The sequence below is a fragment of the Microbacterium sp. M4A5_1d genome, assembly GCF_053345465.1.
Map to the genome: position 1 here is coordinate 663,016 of NZ_JBKFAD010000001.1, position 18,172 is coordinate 681,187.

The 18,172-nt window shown below is 68.6% G+C and carries 17 protein-coding genes, 3 tRNA genes and 1 other RNA gene; 10 read left to right on the forward strand and 11 right to left on the reverse strand.

Translation table 11 applies throughout. The features are described 5' to 3' along the window. Positions 1 to 14: 14 nt before the first annotated feature. Complete coding sequence (locus ACLBWJ_RS03175; RefSeq protein WP_114587856.1) at positions 15 to 236, reverse strand: SPOR domain-containing protein; 222 nt, start codon at positions 234 to 236, stop codon at positions 15 to 17. A 78-nt stretch (positions 237 to 314) separates the two neighbouring features. On the opposite strand from ACLBWJ_RS03175, the gene ppgK reads away from it, so the two are divergent. Further along, positions 315 to 1,139 (forward strand): polyphosphate--glucose phosphotransferase, encoded by an 825-nt coding sequence (gene ppgK, locus ACLBWJ_RS03180; protein WP_114587857.1) that lies wholly within the window; start codon positions 315 to 317, stop codon positions 1,137 to 1,139. Between the two features lie 304 nt (positions 1,140 to 1,443). Here ppgK and ACLBWJ_RS03185 read toward each other — a convergent pair whose 3' ends face one another. From ACLBWJ_RS03185 to ACLBWJ_RS03205, 5 genes are all read right to left on the reverse strand, one after another. Continuing rightward, a complete protein-coding gene (locus tag ACLBWJ_RS03185; protein WP_274177677.1) occupies positions 1,444 to 2,484 on the reverse strand; it encodes an HNH endonuclease in 1,041 nt (346 codons plus the stop codon). Positions 2,485 to 2,676: 192 nt separating this feature from the next. After that, positions 2,677 to 3,035: RNase P RNA component class A (gene rnpB, locus ACLBWJ_RS03190), an RNA gene on the reverse strand. Positions 3,036 to 3,077: 42 nt separating this feature from the next. Further along, complete coding sequence (locus ACLBWJ_RS03195; protein WP_274177676.1) at positions 3,078 to 4,766, reverse strand: bifunctional 3'-5' exonuclease/DNA polymerase; 1,689 nt, start codon at positions 4,764 to 4,766, stop codon at positions 3,078 to 3,080. Positions 4,767 to 4,773: 7 nt separating this feature from the next. Then, a complete protein-coding gene (locus tag ACLBWJ_RS03200) occupies positions 4,774 to 5,505 on the reverse strand; it encodes a zinc ribbon domain-containing protein (protein ID WP_112614118.1) in 732 nt (243 codons plus the stop codon). Position 5,506: 1 nt separating this feature from the next. Continuing rightward, positions 5,507 to 5,580, reverse strand: a tRNA-Val gene (locus ACLBWJ_RS03205). A gap of 137 nt (positions 5,581 to 5,717) precedes the next feature. Between ACLBWJ_RS03205 and aceE the strand changes: the two genes are divergently transcribed. The 6 genes from aceE (at position 5,718) to ACLBWJ_RS03235 (ending at position 13,311) form a co-directional block, all read left to right on the forward strand. Continuing rightward, a complete protein-coding gene (aceE, locus tag ACLBWJ_RS03210) occupies positions 5,718 to 8,447 on the forward strand; it encodes a pyruvate dehydrogenase (acetyl-transferring), homodimeric type (RefSeq protein ID WP_114587859.1) in 2,730 nt (909 codons plus the stop codon). A gap of 7 nt (positions 8,448 to 8,454) precedes the next feature. Continuing rightward, positions 8,455 to 9,657, forward strand: coding sequence for a PucR family transcriptional regulator (locus ACLBWJ_RS03215; protein ID WP_112614114.1), 1,203 nt, complete (start codon positions 8,455 to 8,457; stop codon positions 9,655 to 9,657). A gap of 124 nt (positions 9,658 to 9,781) precedes the next feature. After that, the gene (locus ACLBWJ_RS03220; protein WP_274177675.1) at positions 9,782 to 10,699 is read left to right on the forward strand and encodes an ACP S-malonyltransferase; all 918 of its coding nucleotides are present in this window, start codon (positions 9,782 to 9,784) and stop codon (positions 10,697 to 10,699) included. Next, on the forward strand, positions 10,696 to 11,697 hold the full coding sequence (locus ACLBWJ_RS03225) for a beta-ketoacyl-ACP synthase III (protein WP_274177674.1): 1,002 nt from the start codon (positions 10,696 to 10,698) through the stop codon (positions 11,695 to 11,697). Before ACLBWJ_RS03220 ends, ACLBWJ_RS03225 begins: the two co-directional genes overlap by 4 nt. 75 nt (positions 11,698 to 11,772) lie before the next feature. Then, the gene (locus tag ACLBWJ_RS03230; protein ID WP_023951379.1) at positions 11,773 to 12,021 is read left to right on the forward strand and encodes an acyl carrier protein; all 249 of its coding nucleotides are present in this window, start codon (positions 11,773 to 11,775) and stop codon (positions 12,019 to 12,021) included. Between the two features lie 51 nt (positions 12,022 to 12,072). Further along, positions 12,073 to 13,311, forward strand: a complete 1,239-nt coding sequence (locus ACLBWJ_RS03235) for a beta-ketoacyl-[acyl-carrier-protein] synthase family protein (RefSeq protein ID WP_114587862.1) — start codon at positions 12,073 to 12,075, stop codon at positions 13,309 to 13,311. Positions 13,312 to 13,469: 158 nt separating this feature from the next. On the opposite strand, the gene ACLBWJ_RS03240 is transcribed toward ACLBWJ_RS03235, so the two are convergent. Beyond that, the gene (locus tag ACLBWJ_RS03240) at positions 13,470 to 13,973 is read right to left on the reverse strand and encodes a DUF3145 domain-containing protein (protein WP_274177673.1); all 504 of its coding nucleotides are present in this window, start codon (positions 13,971 to 13,973) and stop codon (positions 13,470 to 13,472) included. A 206-nt stretch (positions 13,974 to 14,179) separates the two neighbouring features. Here ACLBWJ_RS03240 and ACLBWJ_RS03245 point away from each other — a divergent pair, with 206 nt between their 5' ends. Then, on the forward strand, positions 14,180 to 14,371 hold the full coding sequence (locus ACLBWJ_RS03245) for a hypothetical protein (protein ID WP_269266554.1): 192 nt from the start codon (positions 14,180 to 14,182) through the stop codon (positions 14,369 to 14,371). Positions 14,372 to 14,424: 53 nt separating this feature from the next. Here ACLBWJ_RS03245 and ACLBWJ_RS03250 read toward each other — a convergent pair. Next, positions 14,425 to 14,498 (reverse strand) — tRNA-Ile (locus ACLBWJ_RS03250). Between the two features lie 47 nt (positions 14,499 to 14,545). Next, positions 14,546 to 15,535, reverse strand: a complete 990-nt coding sequence (locus ACLBWJ_RS03255; RefSeq protein ID WP_112614102.1) for a DMT family transporter — start codon at positions 15,533 to 15,535, stop codon at positions 14,546 to 14,548. 43 nt (positions 15,536 to 15,578) lie between these two features. Here ACLBWJ_RS03255 and def point away from each other — a divergent pair, with 43 nt between their 5' ends. Beyond that, positions 15,579 to 16,145, forward strand: coding sequence for a peptide deformylase (gene def, locus ACLBWJ_RS03260; protein ID WP_112614100.1), 567 nt, complete (start codon positions 15,579 to 15,581; stop codon positions 16,143 to 16,145). A 4-nt stretch (positions 16,146 to 16,149) separates the two neighbouring features. After that, on the forward strand, positions 16,150 to 17,076 hold the full coding sequence (gene glsA, locus ACLBWJ_RS03265) for a glutaminase A (protein WP_274177672.1): 927 nt from the start codon (positions 16,150 to 16,152) through the stop codon (positions 17,074 to 17,076). 159 nt (positions 17,077 to 17,235) lie between these two features. On the opposite strand, the gene ACLBWJ_RS03270 is transcribed toward glsA, so the two are convergent. Further along, a tRNA-Asn gene (locus tag ACLBWJ_RS03270) sits at positions 17,236 to 17,308 on the reverse strand. Between the two features lie 94 nt (positions 17,309 to 17,402). After that, positions 17,403 to 18,170 carry an ATP-binding cassette domain-containing protein gene (locus ACLBWJ_RS03275; RefSeq protein ID WP_112615079.1) on the reverse strand — a complete coding sequence of 256 codons (768 nt, stop codon included), beginning with the start codon at positions 18,168 to 18,170 and terminating at the stop codon, positions 17,403 to 17,405. Positions 18,171 to 18,172: the final 2 nt, after the last annotated feature.

The following is an 18,172-nucleotide window of genomic DNA, read 5'->3' on the forward strand; positions in this document are numbered from 1 at the left end:
GGTCGGATCCCAGACTACTGGCGGCGAGCGCCCTCCGACGGCGGCGTGCCCCAGTCGTCCTCCCGAGCCTCATCCTCGCGCCATGCCTGCGCACGTTGCGCCATGATCTGCGGAGCCCGCGCTGCTTCCTCGGCGGAGGCGAAAGGGCCGGCACGATCGGCGCCCGGCGACTGCTTGCCGTGCTCCACCTCGTGCGTCGTGAGGTTGTACCAGTACTCGTCGTGGCTCTCGGGCATGGTCGCTCCAGACTGCGCCTGCGGTGGCGCTCAGCCCGAGCCTAATCCGACCGGCTCGCGCTCGATAGGCTGAGCCGTATGAGTGCGAGTGCGACGCGGGCCGTCGGAGTGGACATCGGCGGAACCGGCATCAAGGGAGCCGTCGTCGACCTGTCGACGGGCGAGCTCCTGACCGATCGGATCAAGGTCGCCACGCCCCACGGGGCAGAGCCCGAAGACGTCCTCGATGCCGTCAAGGTCGTGCTCGACCGACTGGAGGTGACCGACGCGGGCGACGTGCCGCTCGGCGTGGCCTTCCCCGCGATCGTGAAGAACGGCCGCACCCTCTCGGCGGCCAACGTCGCAGACACCTGGATCGATTTCGAAGCCGAGAGCTTCTTCGAGAAGGGCCTCGGCCGTCAGATCCACTTCGCCAATGACGCGGATGTCGCCGGCGTCGCCGAGCTGCGTTACGGCGCCGCGCGCGACCAGGATGGGCTCGTCATCCTGACGACGCTCGGCACCGGCATCGGCTCGGCCATGATCTACAACGGCGTGCTCATCCCGAACTCCGAGCTCGGGCACGTGCACCGGGCGAAACACGGCAAGGATGCCGAGGCCTGGGCCGCGTACTCGGCGATGGAGCGCGACGAGCTCGACTGGCCCGAGTGGGCCGAGCGCCTGCAGTGGTACTACAGCCACATCGAGTTCCTCTTCTCCCCCGATCTCTTCGTCGTGGGCGGTGGAGTGTCCAAGCATGCCGACAAGTTCCTGCCGCTGCTCGACTTGAAGACGCCGATCGTGCCCGCCGTCCACCGCAACAACGCCGGCATCATCGGCGCAGCGGCCCTCGCACTCGCGGGCGAACGCCCCGGTGTCCTCGACGAGACGACGGAAGACCTCGCCGGCACGACCGCCCACTGACCCCGCACGGCGAGGTCTCGCCGGCAGCTGCGGCTTCGGGCGCACTTCCGCGCATCCCGCGCGCTTCAAGCCGCGCCTGATGCGCGGAAGTGCGCCTGACGTGAAGCGGGGTTAGGCGAATGGGCCGGCCTGTACGCCGGGCTCTGTGGCCGGGCATAACGACCCTGCGCCCACGCTGTAGCTGAGCGTTCGTCACGCTGTGCGCGTCCCCGGGAGCAGAAATCGGACGATGCGACACCACCGAGCGACGATACGCCGAGCGGAAGAGACCTACGCGCTCAGCCGTGACCGCGGGGGTGCGAGATCAGGAGGCGATGAGCTTGTTTGACTTAGAACGGTTGCAACGCCAACAGAGCGTCTGCAGGTTCTCCTCAACCGTCATCCCGCCGCGCGACACAGGGACGATGTGGTCGACTTCCAGGAGGAGATTCGGTTCGACCCGAACGGACGCGCCACAGCTCTTGCATGCCCATCCGTCGCGATCCTTGATGTAGGCGCGGAGCCTGGCAGTCATCAGCGCCCGCTGCCCCGCGGCAGACTTCCGGAACCTGATCGACTGAGCGAGGAACTCGACCATCGCGTCGATCGCCGGAGTGTCCAACTTCACCGTGGTGCGCTGGGAGCTGTTGCCGCCAGCGCTCACATACTCGAATCGGTACTCCGGGTAGGGAACGGACACAGGCGACAACTTGACGCCGACCTGCGACATGAACTCGTCCGCGAAGTACCTCATGATGAACGGAGGCGGGCTAACTACGCCCACGATCTGCGACTCGCGGGCCCGAAGGTTTGCTACTGCCGCTTCGAGGCTCGCGATACTCTCCCCCAGCGTCTCGACGTCGGCGAGCGTGTCCTCGTCTGCTTTAATGTCAAAGTACTTAGTTACGTACTTGATCGGGTTGCTCGCGGCGTTTCTGACCAACTGCAGCGAGCAGTTGTGCACGTTACTCGCCGCGTACTCCGCGACATTGCGGTCCCGTCGATAGTTGTGGGCGCTGGTGTTCTCAAACGTGGCGAGGTGCGCGTGCCGCCCCGTTCCCGTGGCGCCGACCTCAAAGGACCCGCGATCCCGAATCTCGGCGACGTACTGGGTGACCTCGTTGTGTTCATAAGTGAGCGCCGCTATCTCCGCCTTATGCGCAGCGAAATCCTCACTGGCGAAGTACCTACGCTTGCGCATCTCGCGAACAATGCTCGGCGTTTTCCAAGCAATCACCGCGATGATCGCCGCGGGAATCGCGAGGTACCAGAAGTTCACTAGCAAAGAGATGATCAAGACGATCGCGAAAAATATGATGACGTACTGCACCTTAAGGCTCCCCCCAAGCTCAGGTATTGCGCTCATTTAGCATAGCCGCTAAATCGCGCTGCCTAGCATCGATGATTCCACCCACACTGAGATTCAGGTCCCAGGTTCGCGCTTCTCGATAGCGAGGATAGGACGCACTCAGGAAGCATGGCGCTGCCTCGCGGCATCCGTACTCGCGCCTGATGCGGGGAAGTGCGTCTAACGCGGGCGCGGGTCGAGGCGGTTAGGCGAATGGGCCGGCCTGTACGCCGGGTTCTGTCCGGGGGCGTGAGCCCCGTGGACGGCCATCTCTCTCGGCGACACGTTGCCGTGCCGCTCCAGCGGTCTACCCGGGGACTCGGCGGACCGCGTCAACATCCCCTGTCTGACCTTGCTCCGGACGAGGTTTACCGTGCGAGTCGTGTCACCACGACCCCGGTGGTCTCTTACACCACCCTTTCACCCTTACCGGCGCGGACGCCGGCGGTCTGCTTTCTGTGGCACTGTCTCGCGGATCACTCCGGGTGGGCGTTACCCACCGTCCTGTCCTGTGGAGCCCGGACGTTCCTCGGTGCGGTTGCCCGCCACGCGACCGTCCAGCCGACCCATTCGCCCGTCGAGTCTACCGGCGGGCCCACCCACGCCCGTCGTCAGCTCTTGTCGGCGGATGCCGCGATGCGCACGTCCAGCAGAAAGTCGAGGGGGAACGAGCCGAAGAGCAGTCGTCCTGCCGCGTCTGCGGCCTCGCGGACGGCTGCCGCGGCGGACTCGGCGTGCTCGACCGGGGTGTGCACGATGATCTCGTCGTGGAGGAAGAACGCGAGGTGCGCGCGCCCCGTGACGGGGTGGTCTCCGACGCTCGGAAAAGCCGCGAGGCGCTGCCGGAGGTCGGCGAGCCAGGCGAGCGCCCATTCGGCCGCCGTCCCCTGAACGACGAAGTTTCGGGTGAAGCGGCCGCGCTCGCGCGCCCGTGATCGCGCGAGCGTCTTGATGGCATCGGATGCCTCGGGCTCGGCGGCATCCGCTTGGAGCTCGCGCCACGCCGCGGACGGCGCCGGGCTGGTGCGACCGAGCAGCGTGCGCACCGAGCCGCCCTCCTCTCCCACGCGCGCCGCGTCATCGACGAGGGCCATCGCGCGCGGGTACGCGCGGCGCAACGACGGCACCAGCCGCCCGCTGTCTCCGGTCGTCGCGCCGTACATCGCGCCGAGCAGCGCCATCTTCGCCTCCTGACGCGAGGGCACGGTGCCGCGGGCGACGATGCCCTCGTAGAGGTCGCGCCCCCGCGCGGCATCGGCGAGGGCGAGGTCGCCGGACATCGCCGCGAGGATGCGCGGCTCGAGCTGAGCGACGTCCGCGACCACCAGCTGCCATCCGGGGTCGGCTCGCACCGCGGGGCGCAGCATCCGCGGCAGCTGCAGCGCTCCCCCGCCGGACGACGCCCAGCGGCCCGTGACGACCCCTCCCGGCACGTAGACCGGACGGAACCGGTCGGTCGGGATCCATTCGTCCATCCACGCCCAGCCATTGGCGCTCAACAGCCGCATCGCGCGCTTGTAGGCCAGAAGCGGCTCGATGACCGGGTGCTCGTGACGTCGGAGCTCCCACTTGCTCGTCGACTCGACGAGCACACCCACCCGGTGCAGCGAGCGCAGCAGGCGCGGCTGCGAGTCGAGGCTCGCGGTCGGGTCGCCGAGCGCCTTCCGCACCCGGTCGGCCAAGTCGCGCACGAGGCTCGGAAGCTCACCCGGTCGCGGACGGGGGCCCAGCGCGTCCGCGAGGATCGCGTCGTGCACCTCGCGACTCCACGGGACACCGGCGCCATGCAGTTCGACCGCGACGAGCGCTCCGGCGGACTCCGCGGCCGTCAGCAGCCGCAGACGACCGGGGTCGGTCGCGCTCTCGATCGCCCGGGCCTGACGCGCGAACTCCGCCAGCGTCGCGTCGAGGTCATGCGGAAGGGCGTCGGCAGCCGGCTCGAGCGAGAAGAGGACGTCGCGGTCAGACACCGGGTCTTCGGGCGCGGCGTCCCAGGAGGTCGCGGCCCGCAGCTGTGCCGGTTCCGTGACGAGCGAGCTATCACGGAGGATCGCATGGCACAGGCGCAGGTCGTGACACCGCGCCACCCGGACGCCGGCGGCCAGGATGTCGTGGTACCAGGCCGTGGTGTCGGACCAGATCCACCGCGCATCGGGGTCGGCTGCGATCTCACCCGCCAGCTCGCCGGCGGCGACACGGCCGCGCTCGATCACCGCGCCGGCGGCATCCACCACCGCGATGTCGACGTCTCCGTCATTGCGGCGTCCCACCGCGCGCCACCGGGCGCGCGGTGTGGTCATCGACGGGTCACAGACCGGATTCGTCGGTGCGGACGAGGATGCAGCCGCACTCGGGGCACGTCACGACCTCGTCGGCGGCAGCCTGCCCGATCGCCTTGAGGTCGGTTCCGGAGAGCTCCATGTGGCACCCGCCGCACGTGCGGCGCTGCAGGAGGCCGGCGCCCGGCGTCCGCTCGGCGAGCGACTCGTAGCGTGCCAGGAGATCCGCGGGCACCTTGGCCGCGACCGCCGCGCGGTCACGGGTGGCCGCGTCGAGACGAGCCTGGGCGTCCGCGACGGCGGCCTTGCCCTCGGCGCTCAACCGCCCGCCTTCGGCATTGACCTCGGCGATCAGGGCCTGCTGTGCGGAGACCGCGGTTTCCGCGGCCTCGAGGCGCTCCATGGCTTCGAGCTGCGCGTCCTCCAGCTCGCTCTTACGGCGGGCGAGCGAAGCGATCTCGTGCTCGAGGCCCTGGGCGTCCTTCGGGTTCGAGGTCGCCGCGAGTCGATCGGCATCGCGAGCCGCTCGAGCGTCGACGACAGCGACGTCCGATGCGATGCGCTTGAGCTCGGCCTCGATGTCGTCGCGATTGCCGAGCAGGCCGGTCAGCTCGACGGAGAGCTCCTGACGGCGTGCGAGCAGCTCGTTGACACGCGCCGCCTGAGCCGGATTGCGCTTCGCGGCCTCCGCTCCGCGCGCCTGCGCGTCGAGGCGGGCGATGTCCAGCAGCAGCAGCTGATCTGCGGGGGTGGCTTTCATGTGGGCCCAGAGAGACTCGAACTCCCGACTCCCTCGGTGTAAACGAGGTGCTCTAACCAACTGAGCTATAGGCCCCTGCTCTCAGTGTACGAGAGCGCCGACCCCTCCGAGCGTGAGTAGGCTGTCGTGCGGTGCTTGTGCGCGCCCGACAATGCCCGCGCCCTGCCCGTGGTGATTACCTGGCACGATCTGCCATACGAGAAAGGTCGCCCGTGACTGTCAACGATCAAGACCCCTACTCCCAGGACGCCCTGGACAGCGACCCGGAAGAGACCGGTGAATGGCAGGAGTCGCTGCGCCAGCTGGTCGATGCGAAGGGCTCGGGTCGCGGTCGCGAGATCATGCTGAGCCTGCTCCAGGCCTCGCACGAGCTGCAGCTCAACGTCCCGCAGGTGCCGGTGACGGACTACATCAACACCATCGCGCCCGAGAACGAGCCGGAGTTCCCCGGTGATGAAGAGCTCGAGCGTCGCTACCGTCGCTGGATCCGCTGGAACGCCGCGGTCACCGTGCACCGCGCCCAGCGTCCCGGCATCGGTGTGGGCGGACACATCTCCACCTACGCGTCGTCGGCCTCGCTCTACGAAGTCGGCTTCAACCACTTCTTCCGCGGTCCCGACCACCCGTCCGGCGGCGACCAGATCTTCATCCAGGGCCACGCCTCACCCGGCATCTACGCCCGCTCGTACCTCGAGGGACGCCTCAGCGAGAGCCAGCTCGACGGCTTCCGCCAGGAGGCTTCGAAGGCGCCCGACGGCATCCCGTCGTACCCGCACCCCCGTCTGATGCCGGACTACTGGCAGTTCCCGACGGTCTCGATGGGTCTCGGTCCGATCAACGCCATCTACCAGGCGATGAACAACAAGTACCTCACCAACCGCGGCATCAAGGACCTGTCCGACTCGCACGTCTGGGCCTTCCTCGGCGACGGCGAGATGGACGAGGTCGAGAGCCGCGGTCAGCTGCAGGTCGCAGCCAACGAGGGACTCGACAACCTCACGTTCGTCATCAACTGCAACCTCCAGCGTCTCGACGGCCCGGTCCGTGGAAACGGCAAGATCGTCCAGGAGCTCGAGGCGTACTTCCGCGGCGCGGGCTGGAACGTCATCAAGGTCGTCTGGGGACGCGGCTGGGACGAGCTGCTGTCGCAGGATGACGAGGGCGCCCTCGTCCGCCTGATGAACACCACCCCCGACGGCGACTTCCAGACCTACCGCGCCGAGGACGGCGCGTTCATCCGCGAGCACTTCTTCGGGCGCGACGAGCGCACGGCGGCGCTCGTGAAGGACTGGTCGGACGACGACATCTGGGGCAAGCTCCGCCGCGGCGGTCTCGACTACCAGAAGGTCTACGCCGCCTACAAGCAGGCGATGGAGCACAAGGGCCAGCCGACCGTCATCCTCGCGAAGACGATCAAGGGCTATGGTCTCGGTCACCACTTCGAGGGTCGCAACGCGACCCACCAGATGAAGAAGATGACGCTCGAGAACCTCAAGCACTTCCGCGACTCGATGCGCATCCCGATCACCGACGCGCAGCTCGAGGAGAACCCGTACCTCCCGCCGTACTACCACCCGGGCGCCGAGGACGAGACGATCCGCTACATGCTCGAGCGTCGCCGTGAGCTCGGCGGTTTCCTGCCGCAGCGTCGTACGAAGCACGCGCCGCTGACGCTGCCCGGCGACGAGTCGTACGCGCTGCCGAAGAAGGGCTCGGGCACGCAGGAGATCGCCACCACCATGGCGTTCGTCCGACTGCTCAAGGACCTGCTGCGTGCGAAGGACTTCGGCCACCGCATCGTGCCGATCATCCCCGATGAGGCGCGCACGTTCGGCATGGACGCGTACTTCCCGACCGCGAAGATCTACAACCCGCACGGGCAGAACTACACCTCGGTCGACCGCGAGCTGCTGCTGGCGTACAAGGAGAGCCCGCAGGGTCAGATCCTCCACGTCGGCATCAACGAGGCCGGCGCCGTCGCGGCGTTCACCGCGATCGGAACCTCGTACGCCACCCACGGCGAGCCGCTCATCCCGGTCTACGTCTTCTACTCGATGTTCGGATTCCAGCGCACCGGCGACGCGCAGTGGGCCGCGGGCGACCAGATGGCCCGCGGGTTCATCATGGGCGCGACGGCCGGCCGCACGACCCTGACCGGCGAGGGCCTGCAGCACGCTGACGGCCACTCGCACCTGCTCGCTTCGACCAACCCCGCCACTGTGTCGTACGACCCGGCCTACGGGTACGAGATCGCCCACATCGTTCGTTCGGGTCTCGAGCGCATGTACGGCGGGAACCACCCCGACCCGAACGTCATGTACTACATCACGCTCTACAACGAGCCGCTGGTGCAGCCGAAGGAGCCTGAGGATGTCGACGTCGACGGCATCATCCGCGGCATCCACCGCGTGAGCGTCGGCGAGGGCGACGGGCCGCGCGCGCAGCTGCTCGCGTCGGGCGTCGGCGTGCCGTGGGCCTACGAGGCGCAGAAGCTCCTCAAGGACGACTGGGGTGTGATCGCCGACGTCTGGTCGGTCACGAGCTGGACCGAGCTGCGTCGTGACGGTCTCGCCGTCGACGAGCACAATTTCCTGCACCCGACCGACGAGCCCCGCACGGCCTTCGTCACGCAGAAGCTCAACGACTCCGAGGGCCCGGTCGTCGCGGTCAGCGACTTCATGCACGCCGTGCAGGACCAGATCCGGCCGTGGGTGCCGCGTCGCTTCGCGACGCTGGGCGCGGAGGGCTTCGGCTTCTCCGACACCCGCCCGGCCGCTCGACGGTTCTTCAAGATCGACGGGCCGTCGATCGTGGTGCGCACACTCCAGGCTCTGGCCGAGGACGGCGTCGTGGACCGCGGTCTGTCGGCGCAGGCGATCGAGCGCTACCGTCTGCACGACGTGACGGCGGGCACGAGCGGAAACGCGGGCGGCGAGAGCTGACCCTTCGGTGACCGACGACAGCTCGAAGGCGGAGACACTCGCGTGGCTCCGCCGGATCTCGGGTGATCTGGCCACAGCCACGATCAATCGGCTCGAGGAGACGCTGCCCTGGTACGCCGAGATGCCGCCTGCGCGCCGGTCCTCCGTAGGACTGGTCGCGCAGGCGGGCATCACCTCGTTCATCCAGTGGTACGAGGATCCGACCTCGACCCCGCGCATCGCGGCCGACATCTTCGCCGCGGCTCCGCGCGAGCTGTTGCGCAGCGTCAGCCTGACGCAGACCCTGCAGCTCGTGCGGGTGACCGTCGAAGTCACCGAGGAACGGGTGGCGCACCGCGGCGACGATGTCCGCGAGGCGATCCTGAAGTACTCGCGTGACGTCGCTTTCGCAGCGGCAGACGTGTACGCGCGCGCCGCCGAGGCGCGCGGGTTGTGGGATGCCCGCCTCGAGGCGCTCGTCGTCGATTCCATCCTCACGGGTGAGACCGACGAGGAGCTTCCGAGCCGGATCGCCGCGCTCGGCTGGCACGGGCACGGTGCGGTCGCCGTCCTCGTCGGCACCGCTCCCCCGCAGTTCGACGTCGACCAGCTGCGCCGTGCCGCGCGCAAGATGGGCGTCGACGTCCTCGTCGGCGTTCAGGGCCTTCGCCTGGTGATCGTGATCGGGCGTGCCGACCTACCAGGCCGGGCGGAGCCGGTGCCCGAGCTGACCTTCCTCGAGATAGCGGCGAGACTCGAGCCCGGTTTCGGCCCCGGTCACCTGGTGCTCGGCCCCACCGTGCCCGCCCTGGTCGATGCGAGCCAGAGCGCTCGCGCGGCTCTCGCCGGCTTCGCGGTCGCGAGTGCCTGGCGTCATGCGCCGCGACCCGTCGAGGCCGACGATCTGCTTCCCGAGCGCGCGCTGGCCGGCGATCCCGTCGCCAAGGCAACTCTGGTCGAACGGATCTATCGTCCGCTGCTCGCCCACTCTGCGGACCTCGTCGCTACCCTGTGGAGCTACCTCGACAACGGTCGTTCCCTCGAAGCGACGGCCCGCGAGCTCTTCGTGCATCCGAACACCGTCCGGTACCGGCTGAAGCGCGTGTCGGACGTCATCGGCTGGGACGCGACCGGGCCCCGTGAGGCGCTCATCCTGCAGACTGCGCTCATCCTGGGCTCTATCGGCAATGACCTCACGAGACGACGCGCGCCGCAGTCGCGCCGGAGCTGACGAGGCCGCGCCTCCGTCGGACGCTCCTCATGACCCGTCGACTGTACGGTCGACACAAAGGTTCGCCGCATTGTTGTGCGATCGTCGCCAGCGGTCGACCGACTGAACTTGGAAGGATGTAACAGTGATCATCGCCGTGTTCCCCGGGCAGGGGTCGCAGTCCCCCGGCTTCCTCGCCCCGTGGCTCGAGCTGGAGGGTGCGCGTGAACGCCTCGAGCGCTTCTCCGAGCTCGCCGAGGTCGACCTCGTCGCCGCCGGTACCGAGTGGGATGCGGATCGCATCCGAGACACCGCCGTGGCCCAGCCGCTCATCGTCGCCGCCAGCCTGCTGTCGTACAGCGCGCTCGTCGCCGACGGCGCTCGCCCGGCAGGCGTCGCCGGCCACTCGGTCGGCGAGATCGCGGCACTCGCCGCCGGCGGTGTGCTGAGCGACGATGACGCGATGCGTCTGGTCGGACTCCGCGGCCGCGCCATGGCGGATGCCGCGACCCGCGAGCAGACCGGCATGAGCGCCGTGCTCGGCGGCGACCAGGATGCCGTCGTCGCCCGTCTGGAGGAGCTCGACCTCACCCCGGCCAACTACAACGGTGGAGGACAGATCGTCGCGGCCGGCGCACTCGACGCTCTCGCGAGCCTCGCCGCCGAGCCCGTCGCTGCGACCCGGGTCATTCCCCTCCAGGTCGCCGGCGCGTTCCACACGCGGTACATGGCGCCGGCCGTCGACACGCTCGCCGCGGCCGCATCCGCCACCTCGGTGAACGACCCCGACCTCACGCTGTGGTCGAACCGCGACGGCGCCGTCGTCGCCGAGGGCCGTGACGCTCTCGACCGTCTGGTCGCCCAGGTCGCGTCTCCCGTGCGCTGGGACCTGTGCATGTCGTCGTTCGCCGAGCACGGCGTCACCGGCATCATCGAGTTCGCCCCCGCCGGCACCCTCGTGGGCCTCGCGAAGCGTGCTCTTCGCGGCGTCCCCTCGGTCGCCGTCAAGACCCCCGACGACCTCGTCGCCGCATCCGCTCTCATCTCCGGAGGTGCCGCATGACCGCCGCCATTCGCCAGGCCACCGGCCCCGCTCACACCCGCATCTACGCGTACGGCGCGGCTCGCGGTGAGAACGCCGTACCCAACGACGACCTCGTCGGACCGATCGACTCGAGCGACGAGTGGATCCGTCAGCGCACCGGCATCGTCACTCGCGTCCGCGCGGACAAGGAGACCACCGTCATCGACCTGGCTGCGGATGCCGTGGCCGAGGCGATCGAGCGCAGCGGCGTTCCCGCCGACCAGGTCGACGCCGTCATCGTCTCGACGATCTCGAACCCGAAGCAGACCCCGTCGGTCTCGGCGATCGTCGCCGACCGCGTCGGGGCGAACCCGGCGGCGGCGTACGACGTCAACGCGGCGTGCGCAGGGTTCTCCTACGGCGTGACTCAGGCCGACGCGCTCGTTCGCGCGGGTGCGGCCCGCTACGTCGCCGTCGTCGGCGCGGAGAAGCTCAGCGACATCGTCGACCCCACCGACCGCACGATCTCGTTCCTGCTCGGCGACGGCGCGGGCGCGGCGATCATCGGGCCGAGCGACACCCCGGGCATCGGTCCGACGGTGTGGGGCTCGGACGGGTCGAAGGCCGACGCCGTCGGCATGAACCACACACTCGTGGAGTTCCGCGACGGGACTGCGCCGTGGCCGACACTCCGGCAGGAAGGCCCGACGGTGTTCCGCTGGGCGGTCTGGGAGATGGTCAAGGTCGCACGGCGAGCCATCGAGGAGGCCGGCATCCAGGCGGGCGACCTCGCCGCCTTCATCCCGCACCAGGCGAACATGCGCATCATCGACGAGTTCGCCAAGCAGCTCGGGCTGCCCGAGACCGTCGCGATCGGTCGTGACATCGAGACCACCGGCAACACGTCGGCGGCATCCATTCCCCTCGCCACTCACCGCCTGCTCGAGGAGAACCCCGAGTTGAGCGGCGGTCTGGCCCTCCAGATCGGCTTCGGCGCGGGGCTCGTCTTCGGCGCGCAGGTCGTCGTCCTTCCCTGATCGGGCGGGTCCCCGCACCTAGACTGAACAGCGGCCCGCGTCCGGGTCGGTCCAGAGATAACAAGGAGAAACCCCATGGCATTCAGCAACGACGAGGTCCTCGCAGGACTCGCCGAGCTCATCACCGACGAGACCGGCATCTCGGCCGACGAGGTCGCCCTCGAGAAGTCCTTCACCGACGACCTCGACATCGACTCGATCTCGATGATGACGATCGTCGTCAACGCCGAGGAGAAGTTCGGCGTCACCATCCCCGACGAAGAGGTCAAGAACCTCAAGACCGTCGGCGACGCCGTCACCTACATCACGTCCAACCAGGCGTAACCCCCACCGGCGGGGGCACACGCCCCCGCCGGGGTTCCACCGAGGAGATCCATGAGCACCCCGCGTATCGTCGTCACCGGAATCGGAGCGTCGTCGCCCCTGGGCGGCACCGCACCCGAAAGCTGGGAAGGCCTGCTCGCCGGCCATTCCGGCACGCGCACACTCGAGCACGAGTGGGTCGAGAAGTACCAGATTCCGGTTCACTTCGCCGCCGAGGCCATCGTGCGCCCCGACACCGTGCTGGAGCGCCCTGTCTCCAAGCGTCTCGACCCCGCGTCGCAGTTCGCGATGGTCGCCGCGATGGAGGCGTGGGCGGATGCCGGCAGCCCCGAGGTCGACCCCGAGCGTCTCGGTGTCGACTTCGCGACCGGCATCGGCGGGGTGTGGACGCTGCTCGATGCGTGGGACACGCTGCGCGAGAAGGGACCGCGACGCGTTCTGCCCATGACGGTTCCGATGCTCATGCCCAACGCCGCCGCCGGTAACCTCTCGCTGCACTTCCGGGCGCGCGCCTTCGCCCGGACGGTCGCGAGCGCCTGCGCCTCGAGCACGGAGTCGATCGTCAACGCGATCGAGCACCTGCAGGACGGCCTGGCCGACATCGTCATCGCCGGTGGCACCGAGTCGGCGATCCACCCCATCACGATGGCGTCCTTCGCGTCGATGCAGGCACTGTCACGCCGCAATGACGACCCGGCGACGGCCTCGCGCCCGACGAGCATCGATCGCGACGGCTTCGTCATGGGTGAGGGCGCCGGTGTGCTGATCCTCGAGACCGAAGAACACGCCAAGGCTCGCGGCGCGAAGATCTACGCCTACGCGGTGGGCGGCGGCGTCACCGCCGACTCGTACCACATCACGGCCAACGACCCCGAGGGCGCCGGCGCCTCGCGCGCGGTCCGCGCTGCTCTCGAGCAGGCCGATGCCTCCCCCGATGATGTCGCGCACATCAATGCGCACGCGACCTCGACCCCCGTCGGCGACCCCAACGAGTACCAGGCGCTGCGCAGCGTCTTCGGCGACCGCATCGACGAGATCCCGGTCTCGGCCACGAAGGCGTCCACGGGTCACCTGCTGGGTGGTACCGGTGCCCTCGAGGCGATCTTCACGATCCTGGCTCTACGCGAACGGATCGCGCCGCCGACGATCAACATCACCGAGCAGGACCCCGCCGTCCCGTTCCGGGTCTCGGGCGAGACCCAGAGCCTCGGCGACGGTGATCTGCTGGCGATCAGCAACTCGTTCGGCTTCGGCGGACATAACGCCGTCGTCGCGTTCCGTTCGGCCTGACCGGTCTCGGAACACGAAACAGACCCCCGCGGACGGCGTTCCGCGGGGGTCTGTTCTTCTTTCGGGTCAGTCGTCCCGTACGTGCTCCCGTTCCCCGGGATCATTCCACCGGGGCTCGGTACGAACGCACGGGCCGACTGCGTCTGTGCGACTCGGAATCAGCCCACCTTGTGCAGCCACACCACGGCAGCATCGTCGCCGGCGTGACGGAAGGGCTCGAGCTCTTCGTCCCAGGCTGCGCCCAACGCGACGTCGAGCTCGCGCTGCAGCTCGCGCACATCGCCCGCCGCGATCTCCATGGCGTAGCGGATGCGGTCCTCACCGATCACGACGTTGCCCGTTGCATCGGTCTGGGCGTAATGGATGCCGAGGCTCGGGGTGTGCATCCACCGGCCCCCGTCGCTGCGCGGCGTCGGATCCTCCGACACCTCGAATCGCAGGTGCTCCCAGCCCCGTATCGCCGTTGCGAGTGCTGCTCCGGTTCCGGCGGGGCCCTCCCAGTAGAACTCCGCGCGACGGCTGCCGTCGAGCACCGGCTGGTCCTCCCAGTCGAAGCTGACCGCGCGTCCGAGCGCGCGCCCCGCCGCCCACTCGAGGTGCGGGCACAACGCGCGTGGCGCGGAGTGGATGAAGATCACTCCACGCGCCTGTGGTATCGCCATGACTTCTCCGTTTCATCAGGTACGTCTTCCCCTACGACCTGAGCCCGGATGTCGGCGATGTGTTCGGTTATGGCGTCGATTATCGCGCACGAACCTGAAGAATCACAACCGTGTCACGATTTCTCCCGGCATCCGATGTCAAGCGCCTTCCTCGCGACCCACCCGAGCGGCAGGCTGGATCTCACACCCCGAGGAAAGGATGCCGCATGTCCGACAGCACTCCCCACCACCGCGACGCCGATGACGCACACGCCGACAGCGCCGCGCCGACGGATGCCGCCAGCGATGAGGTGAAGGCCGACGCGGCTCGCGCGGGCTCCGACCTCGGCGACACCGATCTCAAGGCGGGCGACGACAACACCGACTTCCCGCAGGATCCCGCGATCACGCACCCCTGACGCTTCACGCCCCTGTGCGTGCGAATGGCCGCCCGCGGGCGGCCATTCGTGCGTAGGGCGGGTGGGACTTGAACCCACGATCGTCGGGTTATGAGCCCGCTGCCTTGACCAGCTTGGCCACCGCCCCGTGCCGTATCGAGCCTAGCGCGAGCCGCCTCGAACCGACGCGACCGCTCAATCGTCGAGGCGCTTGCCCTTGCTCCCGCGCGGAATCGGCAGCTGCTGACTGTCGAGCACGACCTGCGGATGGTTCCGCGCCAGCGACGTCACGCCATAGACCGCGATGGCTCCGGCGACGACGAAGCCGACGAATGCCGGCAACGGCGCCGTTGCGGCCTCACGCAAGATGGCGATGCCGATGATGACGGCGACGATCGGGTCGATGACGGTGAGCCCGGCGATGACGAGATCGGGAGGCCCGACGGAGTAAGCGGTCTGAACGAAGTACGCACCGACCGCGGTCGCGGTGATCAGGCCGACGAGGCACAGGAGCGTCAACCACTCGAAGTCGCCGTTCTGGATGCGCGAGATCACGACCTTCGCGAGCGTCGCGACGAAACCGTAGATGATTCCCGAGGCCGCGATGTAGAAGAGCGGCTTCGCGCCCTTGCGCACCAGCATCCACACGGCCCCCGAGATCAGCAGCACGCCCGCGAGCAGAGCGAGGATGGTGATGAGCTGCGCCTGATCGATCGGCTCCTCCGTCGCGACGAGCGCGGCCACCGTGACGAAGGCGAGGATGCCTCCGACGCACAGGATGATCGAGCGAACCGACCGCTTCGTCGGCTTGACGCCGGTGATGCGTGCATTCAGGAGGGTCGTGATCACGAGAGAGATCGCACCGAGCGGCTGAACGAGGATGAGCGGCGCGAAAGTCAGCGCTGCGAGCTGACACACGATCGCGAGCCCGAGCATGATCGTCCCCGCCACCCACGACGGACGCTTGAGCAGACTCAGCAGCTGCGAGCCGTTGAGCCCGGCGCTTCCCGACGAGTTGGTGAGACGCTCGACCTTCTGCACACCCCGGTGCTGGTAGAGCGCTCCGAAGGACATGAACACGGCGCCGAGCAGCGCGAGCGGGATTCCGATGAGGATTCTGGGTTCGCGGAAGACTCCGATCAGCTGGTCGGTGACGTCATCGAGGGACGCGACAAACGGAATCACCTTTCGACCATAACGGCGAAGCGGGCTCGATTAGGCTCGCAACGTGCCCGTTCTTCCGATTCGCATCATGGGCGATCCCGTGCTGCACGCCCCCGCCGAGCCCGTCACCGAGATCACGGACGAGATCCGCCAGCTCGTCGCCGACATGTACGAGACCATGGATGCCGCCCCCGGGGTCGGCCTGGCTGCTCCGCAGGTCGGCGTCGGCCTGCGGATCTACGTCTACACGTACCAGGACGACGACGGCGAGCCCTGGCGCGGCGAGATCATCAATCCCGAGCTCTGGATGCGACCCCTCGAGCCCGGATCACCCGATCCCGACGACGAGTCGGAGGGGTGCCTCTCCTTCCCCGGTGAGCGGTTCCCGCTGCGGCGCTCCGAGGAGGTGCTCGTGACCGGCACCGACCTCGCCGGCTCCCCCGTCGAGATCCGCGTCGATGGCTGGCGCGCGCGCATCATGCAGCACGAGTTCGATCACCTCGACGGCATCCTCTACGTGGACCGCCTCGACGACTCGGACTGGAAGACGACGCAGAAGATCGCGAAGAAGCGCGGCTGGGGCCGTCCGGGCAACGCCTGGATGCCGGGCGTCGACGATCTCGACGCCTGACGCCATGAGCGACGCCAGCGGTCCGCGTGCATACGATCTCGACGCTCTGCGTGGACGGTTGCTGCCGGCGCGCGACGGTGAACGCTCGACGAGCATTCCGGAGCTCGCCGACGCCGACCGCGACCTGTGCGCGATCGCACTGGCTCTGCCCGACGGCTCGGTCCGATCGTCGGTGGATGGGGAGGTCCCGTTCAGCATCCAGTCAGCCGTCAAGCCGTTCCTGTTCGCCCTCGCTCTGGCCGACACCGACGGCGCAGCTCTAGACCGGGTCGGCATCGAGCCGACGGGCGAGGCGTTCGACGCCATCAAGCTCGAGAGCGGCACGGGAAGACCCCCGAACCCGATGGTGAACGCCGGCGCCATCCTGACCTGCGCACTGGTCGATGGAGACGATCCCGACGAGCGGGCGAGCCGCATCGTGGCCGGGCTGTCGGGATTCGCCGGTCGCCGACTGGAGGTGGACGACGATGTCGCCCACAGCGAGCACCTCCTCGGCGACCGCAATCATGCACTCGCGCATCTGATGCGCGATGAGGGAACGCTCGCCGTCACGGCCGATGACGCTGTCGCGGTCTACGCCCGTGCGTGCGCCGTGCTGGTGGACGCGCAGACCCTGGCCGTCATGGGCGCGACGCTCGCTCTCGGCGGGGTGAATCCCGTGACCGGCGAACGGGCGGTGTCTGCGCGGATCGCGAGAGACGTCGTCGCCGTCATGGCCACGTGCGGCGTCTACGACGGATCGGGTCGCTGGATGCGAGCCGTCGGCGTCCCCGCGAAGTCCAGTGTCTCCGGCGCGATCGTGTTGTCGGCTCCGGGCAAGCTCGGCGCTGCCATCGTGAGCCCGCCTCTCGACGAGCACGGGACGAGCGTGCGCGGTCGCATCGGCGCGGAGGCGCTGAGCGACGACCTCGGACTGCACGTCTTCGGCTGAGCGTTCGCGCGATCGCACGTCTCCGGTTGGCACTTCGCGCCGCTTCGAGGCCGAGGAACGGGCATCGAGTGCCAGGCGAACCTCAGACACATGAGTAAAGGCCCGGGGTGGAAGCCCGGGCCTTCGGTGAGAGCCGCGGTAGATAACGCGGGTCTCTCGCTCCCCGGCTTGGACTCGAACCAAGAACCTATCGGTTAACAGCCGATTGCTCTGCCAATTGAGCTACCGAGGATCAGCCGCCCCGCTCGCGCCGGGCAACCCGTCTATATTAGCAAAGCTCCGGGGGTGCTCACGACATCGGCCGACCGCCGGGCGGGTCGCGGCCGTCAGGACGCTCGCGATCGCCCGTCCGGCGTCCAGACCACATCCGATGCGGTCTGCCCGTATCCCACGGGCCGGCCACCGTGCAGGACGAGAGCCGCGGCATCCAGCTCGTCGGCGGTCTCGACGTCGTTCGTCGCGATGACGATCGCCATCCCCGTGTCGTCGCGACGCGAGAGCAAGGCCTCTCGAGCCGCGATACGCACCTCGATGTCGAGGTTCGCGTACGGGTCATCGCCGATGAAGACCTTCGGGTCGAGCACGAGAGCGCGCGCGAGCGCGACGCGCTGGCGCATGCCCGCGCTGAGCTCGTAGGGATACTGCGAGGCCGCCCCCAGCGGAAGGTGCAACTCGTCGAGGAGCGAGGCGACCCGAAGCGACAGAGCGCGCTGACTCACCCGCCGGTCACGCGAGGTGATGGGCTCGGCGATGACTTCGGCCACGGTCAATCGAGCCGGGAGCGAAGCGCCCGCCGCCTGTGGCATGTGCCCGGCGTAATAGGTGAGCATGCGGCGCGAACGGCCACCCTTCCGCACCGAGAGGCCGGCCACCTCCGCAGCACCGCCGACGACCCCGACATCGGCCGGGGCATTGCCGGCCAGGACGGAGAGCAGCGTCGACTTGCCGGATCCGGTCGCGCCCATCACGGCGAGGGCTTCTCCCGCCCGGACCGTGACGCTGACGCCCTCGACGACGCGATCGGAATCGCCCGTCCGCGCTATCGACAGATCGTCGCAGCGCACCGCGATCTCCGCGTCGGGTCGTCGGGACATGC